The organism is Streptomyces sp. NPDC014727 (assembly GCF_043083485.1).
In the GTDB taxonomy this organism is placed as follows: Bacteria; Actinomycetota; Actinomycetes; order Streptomycetales; family Streptomycetaceae; genus Streptomyces.
Map to the genome: position 1 here is coordinate 188,936 of NZ_JBIBYR010000016.1, position 20,808 is coordinate 209,743.

At 69.3% G+C, this 20,808-nt stretch carries 11 protein-coding genes and 1 pseudogene; 3 read left to right on the forward strand and 9 right to left on the reverse strand.

The genetic code is table 11. From position 1 onward, the window contains the following. Window positions 1-8 precede the first annotated feature (8 nt). The 4 genes from ACF1B9_RS24765 to ACF1B9_RS24780 all read right to left on the reverse strand — a co-directional run bounded on the left by ACF1B9_RS24765 (window position 9) and on the right by ACF1B9_RS24780 (window position 7,586). Complete coding sequence (locus ACF1B9_RS24765) at window positions 9-1,367, reverse strand: ABC transporter substrate-binding protein (protein ID WP_391743433.1); 1,359 nt, start codon at window positions 1,365-1,367, stop codon at window positions 9-11. Between the two features lie 25 nt (window positions 1,368-1,392). Then, window positions 1,393-2,664, reverse strand: coding sequence for an enolase C-terminal domain-like protein (locus ACF1B9_RS24770; RefSeq protein ID WP_391743431.1), 1,272 nt, complete (start codon window positions 2,662-2,664; stop codon window positions 1,393-1,395). A 241-nt stretch (window positions 2,665-2,905) separates the two neighbouring features. Then, window positions 2,906-5,734, reverse strand: a complete 2,829-nt coding sequence (locus ACF1B9_RS24775; protein WP_391743430.1) for a hypothetical protein — start codon at window positions 5,732-5,734, stop codon at window positions 2,906-2,908. 79 nt (window positions 5,735-5,813) lie between these two features. Beyond that, window positions 5,814-7,586, reverse strand: a complete 1,773-nt coding sequence (locus ACF1B9_RS24780; RefSeq protein WP_391743428.1) for an alpha-galactosidase — start codon at window positions 7,584-7,586, stop codon at window positions 5,814-5,816. Window positions 7,587-8,364: 778 nt separating this feature from the next. On the opposite strand from ACF1B9_RS24780, the gene ACF1B9_RS24785 reads away from it, so the two are divergent. Next, a complete protein-coding gene (locus tag ACF1B9_RS24785; RefSeq protein ID WP_391743426.1) occupies window positions 8,365-8,820 on the forward strand; it encodes a hypothetical protein in 456 nt (151 codons plus the stop codon). Window positions 8,821-8,869: 49 nt separating this feature from the next. Here ACF1B9_RS24785 and ACF1B9_RS24790 read toward each other — a convergent pair whose 3' ends face one another. The 3 genes from ACF1B9_RS24790 to ACF1B9_RS24800 form a co-directional block, all read right to left on the reverse strand. After that, window positions 8,870-9,937 carry a LacI family DNA-binding transcriptional regulator gene (locus tag ACF1B9_RS24790; RefSeq protein ID WP_391743424.1) on the reverse strand — a complete coding sequence of 356 codons (1,068 nt, stop codon included), beginning with the start codon at window positions 9,935-9,937 and terminating at the stop codon, window positions 8,870-8,872. A gap of 89 nt (window positions 9,938-10,026) precedes the next feature. Next, on the reverse strand, window positions 10,027-13,035 hold the full coding sequence (locus ACF1B9_RS24795; RefSeq protein WP_391743422.1) for a glycoside hydrolase family 2 TIM barrel-domain containing protein: 3,009 nt from the start codon (window positions 13,033-13,035) through the stop codon (window positions 10,027-10,029). 30 nt (window positions 13,036-13,065) lie between these two features. Then, window positions 13,066-14,094, reverse strand: a complete 1,029-nt coding sequence (locus tag ACF1B9_RS24800; protein WP_391743421.1) for a LacI family DNA-binding transcriptional regulator — start codon at window positions 14,092-14,094, stop codon at window positions 13,066-13,068. 189 nt (window positions 14,095-14,283) lie between these two features. On the opposite strand from ACF1B9_RS24800, the gene ACF1B9_RS24805 reads away from it, so the two are divergent. Further along, window positions 14,284-16,470, forward strand: a complete 2,187-nt coding sequence (locus tag ACF1B9_RS24805) for a hypothetical protein (protein WP_391743419.1) — start codon at window positions 14,284-14,286, stop codon at window positions 16,468-16,470. 241 nt (window positions 16,471-16,711) lie between these two features. Then, a complete protein-coding gene (locus ACF1B9_RS24810) occupies window positions 16,712-17,506 on the forward strand; it encodes an integrase (RefSeq protein ID WP_391743417.1) in 795 nt (264 codons plus the stop codon). A 31-nt stretch (window positions 17,507-17,537) separates the two neighbouring features. Here ACF1B9_RS24810 and ACF1B9_RS24815 read toward each other — a convergent pair. Together ACF1B9_RS24815 and ACF1B9_RS24820 are read right to left on the reverse strand one after the other, a co-directional pair. After that, window positions 17,538-18,650 (reverse strand): annotated as a pseudogene (locus ACF1B9_RS24815) (hypothetical protein); the annotation flags it as partial. Next, window positions 18,644-20,473 carry a flavin-containing monooxygenase gene (locus tag ACF1B9_RS24820; RefSeq protein ID WP_391743415.1) on the reverse strand — a complete coding sequence of 610 codons (1,830 nt, stop codon included), beginning with the start codon at window positions 20,471-20,473 and terminating at the stop codon, window positions 18,644-18,646. The pseudogene ACF1B9_RS24815 and the gene ACF1B9_RS24820, both read right to left, overlap by 7 nt. Between the last annotated feature and the right edge of the window lie 335 nt (window positions 20,474-20,808).

A 20,808-nucleotide genomic window follows, 5' to 3' on the forward strand; every position in this document is an offset into this window, starting at 1 on the left:
TGCGTTCGTTACTTGCCGACCGACTTGCGGTAGGCCGACGCCGAGGCGGACAGGAGGTTGTCGATGCTGTCGCTGCCGATCGGCTTCATCTTGTACAGGTCGGGACCGCCCGCCTCGATGGGCGCTCCTGCCGGGATCCACGGGTTGGTGAGCTGCGGGAAGGCGTCACCCATGTGGCCGTTCAGCCAGTCCATCCAGGGCAGGCCGGTGTTCTGCAGCGCCGGCTGGGTGGAGATGGAGCCGGTCTTCTCCAGCCACTTCTTGTAGTTGTCGGGCTCGGAGAACATCGCGAGCCACTGCGTCGCCAGATCCTTGTGCGGCGCGGTGGTCGGGACCACCCAGGTGAGGTCCGGCTTGAACGCGACGCGGTTGGCCGCCGGATCGTCGGTGCCCGGCAGGGCGAAGAACCCGAGGTTGAGCTTCGGGTTGGCCTGCTGGATGGTCAGCCCGTCCCAGGAGCCGTCGAGCAGGAACGGGTAGTCGTCGGCCTTCGTGGCCCAGACGCCGGGCGCGGTCTGCTGGGACACACCCGAGGCATTGGGCTCGATGTACTGCATGACCTCCGTGTGCCGCTGCGAGATCTCCTTGTAGACCGGGTCGGTCCAGGACTGCGTGCCCTTCCAGAATGCGGTGGCCCGGTCCTCGGACACCTTGACGGACTCCGAGGGCTGGTGCCCCTTCATGATCATCTGATTCGCGATGCCTTGCCACACGCCGCCGTGCATGCCGCTCTGCGCGGACACGAATATCGGTGTGATCCCGGCCTTCTTGAGCTTGTCGCAGGCGTCCAGGAATTCCTGGTACGTCGTGGGAACGGACAGACCGTGCTTCGCGAGCAGGTCCTTCTTGTACCAGATCGCACCGGCACCCACGTACTCGGCGGCCATGACGCCGTAGACGCCACCCTTGTATCCGACCGCGGCGGCCTGGACCCCCGGGTCGTACCGCTTCATGAACGGCTGGTCCTTGAGGTCGGTCAGTTGACCGGAGGTGATGAGTGCGGCCGCACCTCCGGGCTTGAGGTTGGTGTAGTCGGGGGCGTAGCCCTGCTGGGTCGGGGGGAACTGAGCGAGGACGTCGAGGGACTTCGACTGCAGCATGCTGTTCCATAGCTGCTGCCAGGCTCCGTTGGCGTTCGGGGCCGTCTGCAGTTTGACGGTGACCCCCGGGTGCGCCTTCTCGAACTTGGCGTTGAGCTCCTTGGTGAACTCGACCGCGCCGGGATTGGTCCACTCCGCGACGGTCAGCGTGACGTTCTGCTCCGTTCCGCTGCCGCCGCTTCCGGAGGACGGGGTGGTGCAGGCGCCGAGTACCGTGGCCAGGCAGACGGACGCGGCGAGGATCGTGAAGGGTGGACGGGGTCTCATGGATCGGGCTCCTTCGGGTGGTCGGTCAGGGGCGTTGGAGGGCACCGTCGGCGCGGCGCGGCGGCTTCCACGCACCACCGGGGGCGGGGAACCGGGGCGGGTGTTTCAGGGCAAGGCGTTCATCGAAGTCGACACCGAGTCCGGGTGCGGTGCTCGGCCACAGGTGGCCGTCGTGGATCTCGGGGCATCCGGGGAACACCTCCTGCGCGGCGGCCCCGAACAGGTGCTGCTCCTGGATCCCGAAGTTCGGGCAGGCCAGGTCCAGAGCCAGGTTGGCGGCGTGGCCGATGGGCGAGACGTCACCGGGGCCGTGCCACGCGGTCCGTACGCCGAACAGTTCGCACGCGCCGGCGAGCCGCCAGGCCGGGGTGATGCCGCCGATGGCGGAGACGTGGACGCGGATGAAGTCGCAGAGCCGCTCCTGGACCACGGGCCGGTACTCGGCGGGGTTGGTGAACAGTTCACCGATGGCGATGGGAGTCACCGTCCGGCTGCGCAGGGTCCGGAGCCAGTCGATGTCCTCGGGCGCGACCGGGTCCTCCAGATAGAACAGGTCGTAGGGCTCCAGATCCTTCGCGAGCCGTACGGCGTCGGTGGGGTGGACCCGCTCGTGGACGTCGTGGATCAGCTCGACCTCGGCGCCCAGCTCCTGGCGCAGATGCCCGAACAGCTCCCGGACGGTACGCCGGTACGCCGCCGGGTCCCAGGCGTTCGGGGTCAGGGGCGGACGGGAGCCGACCGGGGCCGCGGCGGCCGGCGCCCCGTAGGTGCCTGCGCCGGGTACCGCCACCTGACAGCGCACGTACCGGTAGCCCTGGGACGTCAGGTCGCGTACGTCGTCGGCGACCTCCTCGGCGTCCCGCCCCTGGGCGTGCGCGTACAGGGGAACCGCGGTACGGCACCGGCCGCCGAGAAGCTGCCACACCGGGAGACCGGCCTGCTTCCCCTTGATGTCCCACAGCGCCATGTCCACCCCCGACAGCGCGTTGTTGAGCACCGGACCCGAGCGCCAGTAGCCACTGACGTGCAGGGTCGACGCGATGTCGGTGATGTCGGCGGGGTCGCGCCCGATCAGCTGCGGTGCCAGGTACTCGTCGACCGAGGTGGCGACCGCCGCCGCCCGCTGGGTGAAGGTGGCGCAGCCCAGTCCGTACAGTCCGGGTTCGCTGGTGTCGACCCGGACGACGACGAGCGTCGTACCGGCCGGTGCGGTGAGGATGGCCCGGACCGAGGTGATCCGGACGCCGGAGGGCTTCGCCCACGGCGGCTCGATGGGCTTGTCGGGAGTGTCGCTCACAGGTGTGGCTCCTGGTTCTGGCCGGCGCCCGCCACGAGTGCGAGCGCCGGGCCGACGGGTACCGCTGGTCCACGTCGGGTCCGGTTCCTCGGTCGGGGACGCGGGTCGTGTTCGTTCCGCTTCCTCGGCCGGGATCTCTGGCTGTGTGTGCGGGGCCCGCGGGGCGGGCGGGAGGCCGGCACCGGGGCGGCCCGGCCGCCGGACTCCCGCCGGGCGGGCGCCGCGGACGGCCGGGCGCAGCTCAGCGCCCGATGCCCCACCGGGAGTCGACGCGACCGCCGGTGAACTGCGCGCCGGTGCCCCAGAACGGGGCGAAGTTGTAGCAACCCGACGTCGGGGGTGCCGACTCTGTCGTCCAGTAGGTGGCGCCGTGACCGGTCGTTCCGGCGTCCTGCACCTGGACGGCGAACGTGGCCCGGGTGATGCTTCCGGGACGCGCGGCTCTCACCTCGGCCGCCAGCTCGGGGAGTTGACTCCAGGCGAGCGCGATCTCGTATCGGGTCAGCTTGTTGGCGTCGTCCCTGGAGACGAGGACCCGGCCCTCGGTGCCGTCGGCCTGCTGCGCGTCCATCGGACCGAGCGGCGTCGGGAGTACCGCGTTGGTCGGGTAGAAGGTCTGGTAGTTGGTGCCCGGCGCCAGCTGCCGGTGCAGCTCGCAACGGCCCCCGGTGGCCAGGGTGGCGACGTACAGGTGCGAGATCGACCGCAGGCACTTCTCGTAGTGCGGGTCGCCGGCCAGCAGGTCCTCGGTCTTGTCTGCCGTGGCGTCGAAGGCCAGTTGGATGCTGTCCGCCTGGAACGGAAACTTGTACTCGTCGGCCGTGAACGCCGGGTTCGACACCTGGAGATCGTCTCCGACCAGGGCCCTGACGTACAGGAAGGCATCGTCCCAGGCAGCCTGGAACGAGTAGGTCTTGCTGTCACCGGCCGCGGTCACGCTGGTCATCGTCACCGGTATGACGTCGTTCCACTGGCTGGCGCTCCCGCCGACGGTGATGTGCCGGAACGGGAGATAGGCGACCTGGACGGTCTGCGATCCGCTCTGGTGGAAGCCCGGCCGATGAGCCACGGTGACGTCGTATCCGACGGTGTACCGGTTGTGCTCGTCGGCCTCGAAATCCGTGACGGGGAAGGAGACGACGCGGGACTCCCCGGGCTTTATCCCGTTGACCGGAACCGTCCGCCGCCCGACCCGCCAGCCCGTCGGCGGGGTGATCCCGAGCGAGGCGTCCAGCGCCTTCGGCGTGACGTTCTCCACCCGTACGTCGATGGTGCTCGTCGAGTCGAGCGGCTTCACGAAGGACAACGGGCTGACGTGCAGCGGCGTGGTGTAGTCGAAGCGCGCACCGTCGGTCAGTGCCTTGCGGAGCGCAGCCGGTGACAGGTCGCTGTCGAAGTAGACGGCCTCCCACGGCTTCAGCGTCAGCGTGACACGGGACGACCTGCCGTCGGTGAGCCGGCGCCCGAGGTAGTCGTAGGCGCGGATGCCGCGGGCGTCGTTCAGGGTGAGTGTGCCGGTGTGACCGGCACTCTGGTGCTCGTCGGTGCCGTCGTAGAGCTGGTCGGCGTAGACGGCGGCCCTGCCCTTGCCGTCCGCGCCGCGGAAGAGGAAGCCCCACGTGGACTTCGCGTCGGGGTACAACTCCTCCTGCAGCACCGAGTCTTCGAGAAGGCTCGTCATCGTGGCGTAGGCGACCACCACGGGCCGCGGGGTCCTGGTCTTCACGTCGTAGATGTTGAAGTCGTCGCCGGAGTAGCCCTTGTCGTAGGACAGGGAGAACCAGAAGATGCGGATGGAGCTGTCCTCCTCGGCACCGGCGAGCATGTGCAGCAGATAGGTGGGAGCCAGCGTCCGGGCCACCCCGTAGGCGGCCTCCTCGGGAGGCAGGTCGGCGAAGTTGTAGCGGGTGGCGGTGCCGAGCTCGGTCTGCCACTGCCCGGCGCGCCCCTTCGTCCGCGACCAGAGCTTGTCCATCTTGATCTGCGTCTTGGCCATCGCGTACTGCGTGGCGTCGGGGTAACCGTAGGCGTGGTTGACCGAACCGTCGATGTAGCCGGTGTCCTTGGAGCCCTGGGCGTAGACGATGTCACGGTTGTACGAGACCGAACCGCCGCCGATCAGGTTCACGTCCGGGTACTCCGGCTTCAGCCGTTCCCAGATCATCCGGCACATGTCCCGGTAGTCCTGTGCGTCGCCGGTCTTCCAGGTCCAGCCGTGGACCCACGGCTCGTTCCACAGCTCCCAGTTGGGGACCAGGTCCTGCAACGGAGCAATCGCGTGGTAGACCATCTCGACATGGGCGGTCATGTCCTTGGGCCGGTTCTGGTAGAGCTTGAGCGGCTCGCCGTTCGGGCCCGGCTGGACGTTCCAGGACATGTTGTAGTTGATGCCGCCGAGGGTCTCGATCCCGTGCTCGTGCCAGTCCGCTATCTCGGCTCGGGCGACATCGATCTGCGGCTGCTGCCAGAACACCCCCGCTTTCGGGGACACGGTGTCGGGCTGGACGGAGGCGATGCCCCGGGTCCACTTCACGCCGATGCGCTGCGCGATCTGCTTGGTGATCGCCGGGGTGGATTCCGGCCGGATACCCATCCCGAACACCGACTGCGGGCGCCGTCCGGCGACCGTGGGCCGGATCACGCCGAGCCCCACGGTCTGCGCGAGCAACTGCGTACCGGCCGTATCCGTGACGGTCGCGGTGACCAGGTAGTAGTCGGGGCCGAGCGGGCCGAGCGGGATCGTGACCGTGCTCGGGGCGCCCGCCGCCACCTCGAAGGGCTCCGTTCCGCCTCCGGGGGACTGGTTCCGCGCCGAGACGGACCAGGCGATGGTTCCGCTCAGCGCGGTGGGGCTGGTCACGGAGACCAGCAGGTCGGGGGTTGCCGGGGCATCGCCGTCGACCGGGTAGAGCCCGGTCGGGTCGGAGAAGGCGAGCGTGACCGTGGGGCCCGCCGCGGCGGCCTGCGAGGCAGCCGGTCCGGCGGCCTGGGCACGCGGCGCCAGAACGCCGGTGGCAGCCGCCCCGAGGACGGTCGCCGCCCCCAGGCCCACGAGTGCGCGGCGGGACATATCGCCGGGAGCCGGCGATTCCCCGGTGGTACGAGGACGTCGATCTTGGCTGTTCGACACGAGCGGACCTCTCCAGACGTCAGCGCGGGCAATCCGCGGGTGGCACCGGCCTGAGCACGCACAGACCGGAGGGGGGAACGGGGATCGAGTGCAGGCCGGGTCCCAGGGTCCGGACGGACGAACCGGCGGGCCGGCCGCAGGCGTCCGCCGCGTCCAGCCGGACCTCCACGGCACGGCCGTCCACGTCCAGCGCCACGTGCGCGGCGGCGGTGGAGTTGACGAGGGCGGTCTCGGTGAAGGCTTCAAGGCGCAGCGGAGCGACACGGTGTTCGGCGTAGTAGGTGATCACGGCTCGCTTCCCGGCGCTCGCGATCACCGTCTCGTAGAGCTGGTCCGGCCGTCCCGCGCGGATCTCGCCACGAGTGAGGACGTCGCGGTGGTCCGACCAGAACCCCAGCCAGAAGGCCGTCATCGCGCGGTGCTCGGCGGACTGCCCTGCCAGTGGCACGGAGATCTGCGGGGTCGCGTAGAGGGCCGAGTGGAGTTGCCTGGCCGCCGTCTCCGCCGTCGCCCCGGGGTCCCACATGAGCATGTCCGAGTGGACGGCTCCGGCCGTGGTGGCGGCGATGTCCAGCGTCCGAACCCGGTTGGCGGTCGCGTCGGCCGGGCAGTCCTCGGCGCGCAGCAGATTGCCGAAGCCGACCATGCCCGGACCGGTGTAGGGCTGCCGGAGTTCGACGAGCAGTTCGTCGCCGCGCAGTTCGCGCAGTCTCTCGCGCAGTTCCGTCAGCAGCAGCCGCATCGCCACGCCGACGTCGCTGTCGGCACGGCCACTCTCCTCCTGGGCGTGGAGCATCGCGAAATCCAGGAAGTCGATCTTCAGTCCGTCGAGGCCGTAGCGACGTACGAGGCGCACGCAGGTCTCGGTGACGAACCGTCTGACCTCCTCGTGGCGCGGGTCGAGGACACGGCACGAGAGGCGTGGTACGGCATGCGGGGCGAACTCCTTCATCTCCTCGTGCGCCAGGGTGCGTTCGCCCAGCAGCAGCGGGGCGATCCAGGCCAGGTAGCGCAGCCCGAGGCCCTGAACGGTCTTGACGTGAGCGGCGAAGTCGGGGAATTTCGCCGGGTCCGGCGTCCAGTCGCCGCTCCCGGAGTAGCCGGGGCCCTGGGCCCGTTGCTGCCAGCCGTCGTCCAGCAGCAGGATTCCGCAGCCGGCCTCGGCCGCGCGCGCCGCCTCGGCCTCGACCCGCGCCGCGTCCATGTCCCGGTGCAGCGAGTACCAGGTCGAGTAGGCCGGGGTGCGGGCCGCGTCGGGCGTGGGCAGCACGTCACCGTCGTGGAGCCGGTGTGTCAGGGCCCGCACCGTGTCGGCGAAGGAGCGTCCCGCGGCCTGGAGGCGTACGGCGCAGCTCTCTCCCGGAGGCAGATCCATGGCCAGCCAGATCCCGAAGCGGGCCGTGGCCTCCGCGACACCGAACCGGATCCTGGTCGTCGCCGTGACCCGATCGGACGCGAACGCCAGCAGCGCCGAGCCGGCCGCGTCGTACAGACAGCCCAGCGGCGCCGAGGCGACGAGACCGACGCTGCGCCAGCCGCTCGCCCAGTCCGCGACCAGATGCCGGTCCCAGCCGGCCGCCGGGTGCCAGTAGCCGACGGCGTCGCCGATCGGGACGGCCAGACGCAACAGCACCGGTCCGGCCGGGGCGGCCTGAAGGCGGATCACCGCGCCGTCCTCGTCGTGCTCCACCTCGGGACGCGAGCCTCCGGTCAGCAGAGCGACCTCGACGCCGTGCACGTGGATCGCGTCATGGTCGGCCCACAACTGCGCCAGATCCATGATGTCGGCCATCTCCGGTTCCCTCCAAGGTTCGGCCCTTGAAACACAACGAGGTGAGACAACGTTGCCTAGCGATGCAGCACACTCGCTCGGGACACCTTCGTCTGCCTGAAGGTGCCGGCTTTACATCGGCAGCCTTCCCGTCGACATACGGGAGGATCGCCCCTTCTCAGACAGCCGATGGCAATGAACTGGGGGCCGTCGACCAGTGCGACACGAGCTTTCCTGACACAAGGACGTGATCGCCGCCCTCCGTGGGTCGGTTCTGAACCATAGCCAGTCGAGACAACGTTGCCTAGGGGTTGGGAGCGATGTCGGCCGCCGGTAGCCCGAGGGAGTCGTGTCGACGGCACACGGTGATTTCCGGGTGCCCCGCTTTCCCCACCAGTGTCCGGGAAACGGAAGTCAGGCCTGGACCGTGTCCACCCGCTTCGCCACGGACGTACGACGATCGGCGGAAGCGGTCGGCACCGCGCCCAGGTGGTGTCCCACGTTCCGGCCGGTCACGCACCGACAGCTACAGCACCTCGCCGCGTCGGCGGAACGCCCGAACATCCGGTATGCGGGCGCTTGTTGGCTCCGAACCCGGATTCGTCGACTCCGCGCCGTTCAGTACCCGATGAATCACGCACCCGGACGTGGCGCCCGACCGGGGAGTGAAGCCCTGCGGTCCTCCGCGCCCGCTCCTGCGTGCAGCGAAACGATGTGCGTTCAATTACCAGAGCAAGCCCATGCCCGTTACGGCTGTCAGGCTCTGGCTGCCCGTTGGGACGTTCCGTACTCTGCGGCCATGGAATGGACGACGTTGGTCAGCACCATGTCGGGAGCGGTCATCGGTGTCGGAAGCACTCTCTTGGCGGATCGGTTGCGGTGGCGGCGGGATGCCGGCGAGCGTGACAGAGAGATGTTGCGCTCCTCGTACGTTCAGTTCCTGGAAGCGCTGACACAGGCGAGGGACGTGATAAGCCACGCAAGCCGTGCATCGAACGCAGCGCAGTTGGAGCAGGTGCAGAGTGCTCTGCTGGAGCACGGGGTACATGTCAAGCAGTATCAGCTCGAACTGCTGGCGCCGTCGCATGTCGTGTCGAAGGCCAGAGACGCCGGCTACAAGCTCGCCCTGTACCAAGACGCGGTGGTGGCCGGCGCACGGCGGGCTGATCCCGAGTGCGCTGACGCACGCCGTGCCTTCCGTGCGGCCCGCGAGGAGCTGATGGAGGCCATGCGCCTCGCAGTGGTGCGGACTTGAGTTGCTGTGGCGTCTTGGCGGCCGCCCGCCAGGGAGTACGAGGCAGCCGTCAACGGGCGACGTCCGGTGCGGTGGGGAGATCCTTCGTCGCGGCGTCCGACGTGCAGCGCTCGACGAGGCTTGTGGGGATCACGACTGTCTTGGGGCGCGACTTGTCCCCCGCGATGCGCTTGAACAGCAATTCGGCGCCGATCCTGCCGATGGCCCGCACATCGTAGGAGACGACGGTCAGCGGGCGCGCCATCAGACCGGCGGTCTCGAAGTCGTCGAAACCGACCACGTCCAGGTCCTGCCCCAGCCGGTTCAACGCACCGAGGGCACCGAGGGTGATCCGGTTGTTGAGAGCGAAGAGCGCGGTGGGCGGCTGCGGCGCCGAGACCATCCGCTCGACCGCGGCCTCGGTGTCGCGCAGCGCGTGCAGGCCGTACCGGATCAGGTCGGGCCGGTACGGCAGCCCGGCCCGCTCCAGCGCGCTCTCGGCGGCCGAAAGCCGCTCGGCCATGGGGTGGATGCTCAGCCAGTCCGACAGCACACCGATCCGCTCGTGACCCCGGGCCACCAGGTGCTCGATCGCGGCCCGCGCGCCCGCCGCGTTGTCGATGAGCACGGTGTCGGCGCGCAGATTGGTGGGCGGGCGGTCGAGGAAGACGGCCGGTGTGCCCATCTCGATTTCGGCGCGCAGGTAGACATGGTCGGCGGTGCCGCCGGCGGGTACGACCAGCAGCCCGTCGACCCGGTGCTCGCACATCTGCAGCAGGAGCTTGCGCTCGCGGTCGGCGTCCTCCTCCGAGCTGGCCGTGATCAGCAGCGTGTCGTGCTCCAGGGCGCACTGCGCAGCCGCGGCGGCTATGCCCGCGTAGAAAGGGTTGGCCAGATCCTCGATGAGCAGACCGACCGTCGCCGAGGTACTGCGCGAACGCAGGTCCCGCGCCTTGTTGTTGCGCCGGAACCCCAGCCGGGTCACCGCGGTCAGCACGCGCTCGGCCAGCTCCGGGTCGACGGTGGACACGCCGTTCACCACGCGCGAGACGGTCTTGAGGCTGACGCCTGCCTCGCGCGCGACATCGACCATCGTCGGGCGCCTCGGCCCGGTCGTGCTCGGACCCGGTGTACTCATGGACGGAACGCTCCTCTCGGCGACATGGCCCTGTGAGGGCGCCAACGTTGTCCCGCTGGGCAACCGCACAGCCGCCGAGGTCCCGCGGATCACCCTACGCCATCGCCGGCCTCCGCTTCGATGGGCCGGATCCCGAACGTGAAACGGGCCGGAACCGCGGCCAGATGATGCCGTGGCTGGACGGACGGCCCGCACGAGCCGCTACCGAGACCGTGGTGTTCGAGATCGATGTTGAGGTGGACGAGGCCGTCGGACTCCAGGCCGGCGGTGTGGGTCGCGCTCTGCAACGCTTGTGTGGACCAGGGCTTCACGGTCAGGTCGAACCACGGACTGCCGGTGATCTCGATGCCGCCGGTGCCGTCCCCGCCCGGACGTGAGCGGGTGAGGCGGGCCCACCGGAGGTGTCTCCGGTTGCCGTTCTCCTGCGGGCGTACGTAAGAGGTCTGCATGGCTTCGACGGTGCTCTCGTACCGTCCGACCCGCACCGCGGAATCGCTGTCACGGTAGGCCTCACCGGGGCCGAGACCGAACCAGGTGACCTGGTCGAACTCGCCGGGCAGGGTCATTGCCGCGCCGAGCCTGGGCAGCGGGACGGGCCACGGCCGCGTCGGCGTGGTGTCGACGGTCAGCGCAAGCCGGTTCCCGTCCTCGGCCGTCCAGCGGTAGTCGACGAGCAGGGCGAGATCCGAGCCCGCCGGGGAGATCCTGGTCCGGACGGTGATCCCGTCGTCGTCGGTCCCGACGTCCAGGATCTTGTGCCGGAGACGGTCCAGCCCGGCCTGCTGCCATGCCGCGCCGAGGGGGGAGAACAGGTCGTTGTCGATCGGTGCCCGCCACACATCGACCCGGGGCCCGCGCACCGGCAGTTCACCGAGTCGGACCAGGGCCCCGGTGACCGAGTCGAACCGTCCGGCACCCAGCGTGATCGTGTCACCGTCGCGGCGTGGTAGCGAGAACCGGCCCCCGCCTCCGCGTGCCGGTGGGGCCTGGGACAGAACGCCCTGCGACGCGCTGTCGGCACCCACGCCGATCTGGGTCCAGGCCACCGTGTGACCCGCTTCGGCCCAGGGTTCGTTCGCGGCGAGTTCGGCGCTCACGGTCAGCCAGAGCTCTCCTGACCCGGCCGTTTCGACGGCCTTGGCCAAGGCCTCGGGCCGATCGACACGGTCCTGTGCACCGGGCCCGATCACCGGTACGTCCCACTCGCCCTCGGCCACGGGGACACCCTCCGCCTCCAGGCGCCAAGTCCACCTGAGACAACCGGTGTCACGTGTGTGGTGGAGGTTGCGGATCACCATGGCCCGGTCCGACGCGGCCTCGATCCTGACCGGTTCGATGAGTTTCGCGTACTCCAGCAAACCGGGCGAGGGGGTGCGGTCCGGGAACAGCAGCCCGTCGATGACGAAGTTGCCGTCGTGGACGGGCTCCCCGAAGTCCCCGCCGTAGGCGTGGTACAGGGTTCCGTCGTCGTCTCGCCGTGCGATGCCGTGGTCGATCCACTCCCAGACGAAGCCTCCGGCCAGTCGCGGATGTGCCTCGAACAGCTCCTGGTACTCCCGCAGTCCGCCGGGCCCGTTGCCCATGGCGTGGCCGTACTCGCACAGCAGCAACGGCATGGCGCGCCGCCGCGCGTCGTTCGCGGGGTCGCCGGTCAGCGGTTCCTGCCCGCACGCGATCGCCGCCACCGTGGCGTGGTCCGGGTACATCACCGAATAGAGGTCGGTGCACAGGCAGTTGTCCCAGTCGCCCTCGTAGTGGATGAGGCGGCCCGTGTCCCGTTCGCGGATCCATGCAGCCATGGCCTCCAGGTTCGCGCCGGTGCCCGACTCATTGCCCAGCGACCAGATCACGACGCTGGGGTGGTTCTTGTCCCGTTCCACCATCCGCTCGGCCCGGTCGAGCAGCGCCGCCCGCCAGACCTGGTCGGCACCGGGGTTGCTCCGCCAGGCGTTCTTCGAGAAGCCGTGTGTCTCCAGGTCGCATTCGTCGATCACCCAGAGCCCGTATTCGTCGCACAGGTCGAGGAAGGCCGTGTCCGGCGGGTAGTGGCTCGTTCTGACGGCATTGATGTGATGCTGTTTCATCAGCAGCACGTCGGCGAGCATCGTCTCGTGCGTCAGCGTCCGTCCGGTGACCGGATGCCATTCGTGCCGGTTGACGCCACGGAACAGCAAGGGCTTGCCGTTCGCGGTCAGCACCCCGTCCTCGACCGCGATCCGCCGGAAGCCGATCCGGATCGGCACCCGTTCCGTCGCCGTCGTCAACTCACCGGAGTAGAGGTGTGGTTGTTCGTCGCTCCAGGGCGTGACACCGGTGACGGCGTGCGGTCCGGCCGGGTCGGCGTCGACGAGCCCGAGTTCCGGAACGGTGAGCCTGGCCGCGCCCTCGACGTCGATGCGCAGCATGCCCACGCCCGTGTGGTGATCGTAGTCGGCGTGGACGAAGAAGTCGGCGATGCCCCCGCTGGGCCGGGCCAGCAGCCGTACTGAGCGAAAGATCCCCGACAGCCACCACATGTCCTGGTCTTCCAGGTAGGTCCCGGCGGACCACTGGTGCACCCGGACCGCCAGTACGTTGCGTCCGGGGCGCAGCACGTCCGTGACGTCGAACTCGGTCGGCAGCCTGCTGCCCTTGCCGTCGCCCAGCCGCGTCCCGTTCAGCCAGACCGCGAAGCACGAGTCCACGCCCTCGAACCTGAGGACCGCCGCTCCTTCGTCGGCGAAGCCCTCTTCGGCCTCGAACTCCCGTCGGTACTCCCCCGTCGGGTTGTCGTCGGGCACCCGGGGCGGGTCGAGCGGGATCGGGTACGTGATGTTCGTGTAGGCGGGGGCGCCGAAGCGGGTGGGTCCCGGCAGGCCGTCCATCTGCCAGCACGAAGGCACCGCGATACGGGTCCAGGCGTCCGCGTCGAAGTCGGGGTCCTCGAATCCCGGGGCCAGGTCGTGCAGCCCGGCGGCCAACCGGAAGCTCCACGAACCGTCCAGTTCGATCACCGGTGCGTCGGAACGGAACGACGCACGGGGCCGTGCCCGGCCGTTGCCGGGTGACACGTCCTCGACGTATGCGTTCGCCGTGCGGAAGCGCTGCGTGTGCTCCATCGGTTCGGCTGTCCTTTCCCATCGTTCGGATCAGTTCGTCCTGGGGGGTGGTGCCGTGGACGCGCGGACTTCGAGGGTGCTGGGCGTGATGTTCTCGCGTTGTGCCGGGGGCCGTCCGTCCAGGACGTCGAGCAGGATCCGCGCGGCCCGCCGGCCCACGTCGGTACTGTGCAGGTTGACGCTGGTCAGCGCGGGGTCGACGAGTTCCGCGGCCGTGGTGTCGTCGAAACCCGCCACGGATACGTCGCCCGGCAGGGCTCGTCCGTGTTCGCGCAGCCAGCGCATCGCGCCGAACGCCATGCTGTCGTTGAAGGCGAAGATCGCGGTGGGCGGCTCGGGGCGCGCCATCAGCCGTGCGGATGCGGCGTAGCCGGAAGCCGCGGTGAAGTCGCCGTGTTCCATCAGGGCGTCGGGGGTCGTACGGCGGGCGTCGGCGAAGGCGCGACGCAGGCCCCGCAGCCGGGCGGCCATGGCGAGCCGGTTCTCCACCGGGCCGTTGACGACGCCGATCCGGCGGTGTCCCAGGGCGAGCAGGTGCTGGGTGACGGCATAGGCGCCGCCCTCGTCGTCGGGGTGGACGCGGTAGACGTCTTCGTCGGTGTAGCCGATGACGACGGTGGGATAGCCGGCCGACCGCAGCGCGGGCAGCGCCTCCCCGCCGGCCCCGGCCTCCACGAGCAGCCCGTCGACCTGACGGCGCCGGGTGAAGCGCCGGTGGGCCGAGGCCGCGTCGTCGGGCACCTCGGGGGTGGACAACAGCAAGCCGTAGCCACGGGCGGCGAGTTCCTGGTCCGCTCCCCCGACCAGGCGGATGAGGTGGTCGTTGGAGAACGCGAAGCCGGGGTTGTACGGAAGGACGACGCCGACGACCTCGGTGCGCCCGCTCGCGAGGGCGCGGGCGCCCGCGCTCGGTCGGTAGTCGAGCACACGCATGGCGGAAAGCACCTTGTCCCGAACGCCTTCGGTGACCGTCGGGTCGCCGTTCACCACCCGGGAGACCGTCTGGTGCGAGACACCCGCCTTGGCCGCGACGGTGCGCAGAGTCGGCCGATCGGACACTCAGGGACCCCTAACCAATGACCGTTCACTTGAAGCACATCGGATCATAGGGCTGCCTGCCAACCAGTGGAAGCAGATGCACACGCATTGACGCACCGCTTGAGCGACTCTATCTTCAACGACGTCGAGTGACCGGTCACTTGACATCCGACCGACCGGAAGATGCTCACCGAGCAAAGGATCCTGATCATGAGCGACAGGACGCCGGAAAGTAACCTCCCCTCACCCGGCAAAGGCGCGGTGACCCGTCGCCAGGCGTTGGTCTACGGCAGGAACGCCGCGATCGCGGCTGGACTGACAGGTGCGTTCTCCATGGAGAACGCCGCCACCGCGACGGCAGCGCCTGACACTGCGTCAGGTGGCCTTTCCGCATCAGCGACCGCCGCCTCCCCATCCATCAGCACGTCCGATGTCGTCACCTCTTGGACCGGGAACACGTTCTCCGGGGCCACCGAGTGGGTGCAGAACTTCATCTTCAACATCGCCGTCACCCCCGACGGCGCTGTCTACACCGTCAGCTTCTGGGACGAGGCCGGCAACTATGCCGGTATCTACAAGGACGGCCACCTCGTCGGGAACTGCAAAGGTGCCAACGGCGACGCGGTCGCGGTCAACCGGGCCTACGCCTACCTCACCGTCGGCAATGGCCTGACGCGCTTCAACCTGAACGGCACCGGCACGTCCTTGACGTTCAACGTGGGCAGCCCGCCGGCCGCCGCGGCCGCTTCGGCGACGCAGGTGGTGGCCACCGACCGAGTGTCCAACCAGGTGAAGGTGTTCGACGCAGCCACCGGATCGCTCCTGCGGAGCTGGAGCGTCAACAAGCCGGGCGCGGTCGCGGTCGACGCCGACGGTGGCATCTGGGTCGTCGAGAACATCACACGGGACACGAACGACGGACACTTCTGGCACGTCGATTCCGCGCGTCCGGCGAGGATCCTGCACTTCTCCAACACCGGAACCGCGTTGCCGGGAACCATCAACGGGCCTTCGGGCGACTGGATCCCGACCTCGCTGGCGATCGACGTCCATGGCGACCTGCTGGTCGGCGACAACGGCCCACTCCGCCAGGTGCACACGTACGGCAGCCTGTCCGGGACGCCGGTGCTGGCGCGAAGCCTGGGCCTCGCCGGCGGTATCGGGGCCGGAACGCCGGGCCGCAACATCGCCGACAAGTTCTTCGGTATCACCGGAGTCGGCGGTGACTCGGCGGGCAACGTGTACGTCGCCATGTGCGAGTTCGGGTCATGGATCCGCAAGTTCGACCCCCTGGGAAACCTGGTCTGGCAGCTCCAGGGGAGCGCCTTCGTCGACGCCGCCGATTTCGACCCGCAGTCCGACGGGCTCGACGTCTACACCAAGCAGTGCCATTACCGTCTCGACGTCACGAAACCACCGGGACGCGATGCGGCCTGGCGCGGCTACTCCCTCGACTCCGTCAAGTACCCCCAGGACGCACGCCTGTTCCTGGCCGGTCACCAGCACCACGCCGCTTCTCCGATGCTGGTGCGCAAGAACGGCTCGCTGTACATGTACATCACCGGCATGTACTCCTCGCACCTGCTCATCTACCGTTTCGAGGGCGAGATCGCCAAGCCGTCCGGTGCGTTCTTCAAACAGCACTGGACCGGCGACGACCCCACGTGGCCGCCTTACCAGCCGGCACAGGGCGAATGGATCTGGCGCGACCTGAGCGGGAACGGGAAGTTCGAGGCCGGCGAATACTTCCAGACGGGCACCGGCCAGAACTCCCCGGGCAACTGCTGGGTCTGGTTCGTCGACACCAATGGCGACGTCTGGGAGGGTGGGGACCGCAACCTGCGCCGCTACCCCCTGCAGGGCTTCGACGCCCAGGGCAACCCGATCTACGACTACGCCAGCATGGTGACGGTCCCCCTGCCCGCGCCGTTCACCACTGTCCGCCGCCTGCACTACGACGTTGCCGGCGACGTCATGTATATGTCCGGGTACACCCCCACAGCACCGTTCGAGAACGCCTACTGGAAGGAGGCCGGCAAGGTCCTGGCACGTTATGACCGTTGGAGCACCGGCAACCGAACGGCAACCTGGACGATGCTCCTGCCCTGGGACACCACGGCGACACCGGGCGTGACCACGGTGGGCCTCGCGTGGGCAGGCGACTACATCTTCACGGTCGGTGTCCAGACCCGCGGCCAGGTCTGGGTCTGGAGGGCCGGCGACGGAAGCGCCGTCGGCAGCTGGCTCCCCGGCAGCAACGTCGGCGGCGTCACCCGGACCGGGTGGGTCGACATCCCCTACGGCATCTCCGCGGTCCGGCGCTCCACCGGGGAGTACCTGGTCAACGTCGAGGACGATCTCTTCAACAAGGTGCTGCTCTACCGCTGGGTCCCCTGAGCGTCGGAGGGTACCGCCGGCCGGCCTGTGGACGCCGTGTCCGTGCACCCGGCACCAGCCCGGCCGGGGCCGGTCGATCGCTCCCATGGCGGTCGGCGCCCATCGCCACCAGGTCGGCCCTCCATGCCGACGACATGCTCCTCGACATCGGCAATCATGCAAAGGGAGCATGTGTGCGCCCGAGGCGCGTCGGCGCTCGGTGGTATCGGCGCCTTGACCGACGGGAGGACGGGGACAGGCCATGCGGGTGACGATGACGAGCGCCGCGGCGCGGACCGGTCGCACGAACGAGGACTTCACCGGCGCCCTGCCGACGGCGGCGGTACTGATCGACGGCGCCGGCATCCCCGGCGCCGAATCAGCCTGTCGGCACGGTGTGGCCTGGTACGCCAGTCGCCTGGGAGGCAGCCTCCTCGGCCTCTTGTCACTCGTGCGGGACCGCGGCCTTTCGGCGCTGCTCGCCGAGGCCATCGAGCAGGTGACGGACGATCACCGCGGCATCTGCGACGTCACCGACCCCATCAGTCCGTCGGCGACCGTAGCCGTCCTGCGCCTGTCCGACGGCCTCATCGAGTACTTGGTGCTCGGCGACTCGGTCGTCGTGCTCAACAGGGCGGACGATGCGCCGCTCGTCGTCTCGGATCCCCGGGAGGTGATCATCAGCCGGTCGTACCGGTCCGCGCTCCGGGCCACCGCGGCGGGCAGCGAGGAGTACCACCGAGTCCTCCGGAGCCTGCGCGCCCGCCGGAACCAGCCCGGTGGCTTCTGGGTGGCCAAGGACGACCCGCGGGCGGCGGACGAGGCGATCACCGGAAGCTGTCCGGTCTCCGAACTGACCGGCGCTGTCCTGCTCAGCAATGGAGCCGGCCGCGTCGTGGACAGGTTCCGGCTCACCGACTGGCCAGGGGTCATGGCCGTCCTGGAGTCGAGCGGACCCGCCGAAGTCATCGATCGTGTCCGGCAGGCGGAGGCTCGCCACGCGGTGGCGGCGGACGATGCGACGATCGCGTACTGTACCGACCTCGGCGAGGCCTGACCGTCGCAGGCGACTTCCGCCTCGGGCTCCTTATGCCGAACGGCTGGTCCAGTCCGCTCGCCCGTCGCCGCGAGTCGCCCCGCACGGGATCGTACGTACGCACCTCCCCGAACTGGGAGGTGAGGTGCAGGAGTCCGCCGTCGGAAACGACCCCGTGCGCGAAGGTCAACAGGGCGCGCGTGGTGACGCCGCCCTCCGTGGGTCCTTCCCGCTCGTCCGCGGGGCTCGCGATGCGGTAGTGGTCGGCGGCATAGACGGTGCCGCCGAGGTCGATCGTCACGCCGTAGGGGCCGTCGAAGCCGCGGGGCACGATCTCGCGGATCCGTCCGTCAGGGTGCAGTTCGGTGACGCCGCCGCTCGCGTAGCTGGAGACGTACATCCGGTTCTCGGTGTCGAAGGCGGCGTTGTCCAGGCCGACGAGGCCGCTGGTGAGAAGCCTACGGGTGCCTGTGCCGTGCAGGTCGATGCGGGTGACGAAGCCTTCGGCACCCCGGGACAGGACGTGCAGGACGCCGCCGAGGTCGAAGCGCACGGCGACGGGCTCGTGCACGTCCTCTCCGACGGTCTCGGGTGCCCCTCCGTCGGGAGGGATCCGCCATACCTGTCCGGTGACCATGTGCGGGTAGTACAGGTGCCCGTCGGGTCCTCGCTGCATGGCGTTGCCGAGGGCGAGTCCGTCAGTGAGGACGACCGGGTCGCCGCCGTCGGGGAAGAGTTCCATCAGGCGGCCGTCGGGCTTCATCTCGTTGACGAACAGCCGGTCGCCGATGCAGGTGATGCCGTTGGGGTTGGTGATCTCGTCGCAGACGAGGGTGTACGTGCCGTCAGGACGGCGGCGCCAGACCCGGCCGGGCACCAGGTCGGCGATGTACATGGAACCGTCCGCGCCGAAGGCGAGATCGTCCGGCGACTGCACCGGGCCGTCCATGGGCACGATCACCTCGACGTCCCCGGTGGCCGGGTCGACGGCGCTGATCTGTCCGGCGAGGAACTGCGCGACGTGGAGTCGTCCGTCGGGCCCGAAGGCGATGCCGTTGGAACCCCACAGCCGGTTGGGCGGGTTGAGGCGGCGGGCCTTCCAGCGGCCACTGGTGGTCCGGGCCCGGCCGGTCGCGTCGAAGCGGTTGGGGAACGCGCTCACCACGTCCCCGCCTCTTCGTCGTCCTGCTTCCCGACGAGCACATCGCTCGGACCGCCGTTCTCGCGCCAGTTCCGGAGCAGTTCGTGGAAGGCGACCGGGCCGTCGCCGTAGGCCTGGCTCCGCTCCCTGGGTCGGCCCTCGTTGTTGTAGTAGCCGGGGGTGCACTCGGCGTGGAAGGCGTACAGATCGGCGGCCTTGCGCCGGATCGTGGCCACCCACGCGTCCTGGGCCTCGGCGGTCGGCTCGACGTACCTCGCCCGGCGTTCGCGGGCCTGCGCGACGACCTCGGCGATGTGTGTGGCCTGCTCGTCGAGGACGTGGACGAAGTTGACGGCGCTGGCGTTCTGCAGCGGCCCCATGTGGAACAGGTTCGGGAAGCCGTGACTGTAGAACCCGTGCAGGGTCCTGGGTCCGCCCTTCCAGGAATCGAGGAGGCTCGCGCCGCCGCGTCCGTACACGGGCAGCTTTCCCGACATCACGCCGGAGACGCCGGTCTCGAAGCCGGTCGCGAAGATGATGCAGTCGACCTCGTACGCGGTGTCGCCGACCACGACGGCCCGGTCCGTGATGCGTTCGACGCCGTGAGTGTCGGCGGTGTCGACGAGAGTGACGTCGGGCCGGTTGAACGTCTGCAGGTAGGTGTCGCTGAACGTGGGACGCTTGCACATGTAGCGGTACCAGGGCTTGAGCTTCTCCGCGGTCGCCGCGTCCGTGACGATGCTGTCGACGCGGCCGCGCAGCTCGTTCATCTTCTGGAAGTCGGCTGTCTCGTAGGCCCGTTCGCGTTCCTCGGCCGGGATGTGCGCGTAGCTGTTGGTGGGGATCATCTTCTCCTGGAGCCGGGCGCTGCTGGTCCAGGCGTCGTTCACGAGGTCCTCCGCCACACGTGCTCCGGTGACGGTCTCAAGGAAGTTCTCCATGCGGCGCCGCTGCCAGCCGGGAGTCAGGGACGCGGCCCAGTCGGGGTCGGTGGGCCGGTTGCCGCGCACATCGACGGTGGACGGGGTGCGCTGGAACACGTACAGGTGCTGGGCGTCGGCGCCGAGGTGCGGGACGACCTGGATGGCGGTCGCGCCGGTCCCGATCAGGGCGACGCGTTTGTCCGCGAGCCTGTGCAGTCCGCCGTCGGCGCCCCCGCCGGTGTACGCGTAGTCCCAGCGGCTGGTGTGGAAGGTGTGGCCGCGGTACGTCTCGATGCCCGGGATGCCGGGGAGCTTGGCCTGGCTGAGGGTGCCGGTGGCGACGACCACGTGGCGGGCCCTGATCCGGTCGCCGCGGTCGGTGGCGACCAGCCACTCCGCCTCGTCCTCGTCCCAGCGCAGTTCGGTCACCCGGGTACGGAAACACGCGTCGTCGTAGAGCTGGAAGCGGCGTGCGATCGCCCGCGCGTGCTGCCTGATCTCCTCGCCCGGGGCGTACTTCCACGCCGGGACGTACCCCACCTCTTCGAGCAGGGGCATGTAGACGTACGACTCGATGTCGCAGTGGATGCCCGGATAGCGGTTCCAGTACCAGGTGCCGCCGAAGTCGGCGCCCTTTTCGATCAGGCGGACCGAGTCGACGCCCGCCTGGCGCAGCCGGGCTCCGGCGAGCAGTCCGCCGAAGCCCCCGCCGATGATCAGGGCCGTCACCCGGTCGTCGAGGGGCTCCCGCGTCGGCTCACCGTCGGCATAGGGGTCTTCGTCGAACCGGCCGAACTCACCCTCGGGGCGCCGGTACTGTCCGCTGCCCTCCGGGCGAATACGCCGGTCCCGTTCGGTGCGGTACCGGGCACGCAGTTCGTCGAGGTCGAAGCCGAGTTCCTGCGGGGCATGGGGGGTGGGCATGGCTCTCCTGTGGGTGTGGGGCGGGGTCGGGGTCCTTCGTTCGGATCACGCTGGGCTCGTGTGCTCCGGTGCCATGCGTCGCCGCGTTGTCGTCGGTGGCTGTGAACCCCTGTTCTGCCTTGCGATCCCATCGCAAGGCAGAGGGGAGTCCGCATATTGGATGTATGCGGACGTTCCGACAGCGCGGCGAGGTGCCGTAGCTGTCGTCGTGCGCCCGCCAGGGGTTACGGGGCAGCCCTTAGCCTTGATCCACCGATTCGGTGTCTGTGGATAACTCTTCTTGGAACGAGGAAGTGCCTTGTGACCTGCGATGATGGGAGTTCTTCAGGCTTCCA

Excerpts from the sequence above, each read along its gene's own strand:
- ACF1B9_RS24765 (WP_391743433.1), bottom strand. The coding sequence starts at position 1,367 with ATGAGACCCCGTCCACCCTTCACGATCCTCGCCGCGTCCGTCTGCCTG.
- ACF1B9_RS24775 (WP_391743430.1), bottom strand. The coding sequence starts at position 5,734 with ATGTCCCGCCGCGCACTCGTGGGCCTGGGGGCGGCGACCGTCCTCGGG.
- ACF1B9_RS24780 (WP_391743428.1), bottom strand. The coding sequence starts at position 7,586 with ATGGCCGACATCATGGATCTGGCGCAGTTGTGGGCCGACCATGACGCG.
- ACF1B9_RS24785 (WP_391743426.1), top strand. The coding sequence starts at position 8,365 with ATGGAATGGACGACGTTGGTCAGCACCATGTCGGGAGCGGTCATCGGT.
- ACF1B9_RS24790 (WP_391743424.1), bottom strand. The coding sequence starts at position 9,937 with ATGAGTACACCGGGTCCGAGCACGACCGGGCCGAGGCGCCCGACGATG.
- ACF1B9_RS24795 (WP_391743422.1), bottom strand. The coding sequence starts at position 13,035 with ATGGAGCACACGCAGCGCTTCCGCACGGCGAACGCATACGTCGAGGAC.
- ACF1B9_RS24805 (WP_391743419.1), top strand. The coding sequence starts at position 14,284 with ATGAGCGACAGGACGCCGGAAAGTAACCTCCCCTCACCCGGCAAAGGC.
- ACF1B9_RS24810 (WP_391743417.1), top strand. The coding sequence starts at position 16,712 with ATGCGGGTGACGATGACGAGCGCCGCGGCGCGGACCGGTCGCACGAAC.
- ACF1B9_RS24820 (WP_391743415.1), bottom strand. The coding sequence starts at position 20,473 with ATGCCCACCCCCCATGCCCCGCAGGAACTCGGCTTCGACCTCGACGAA.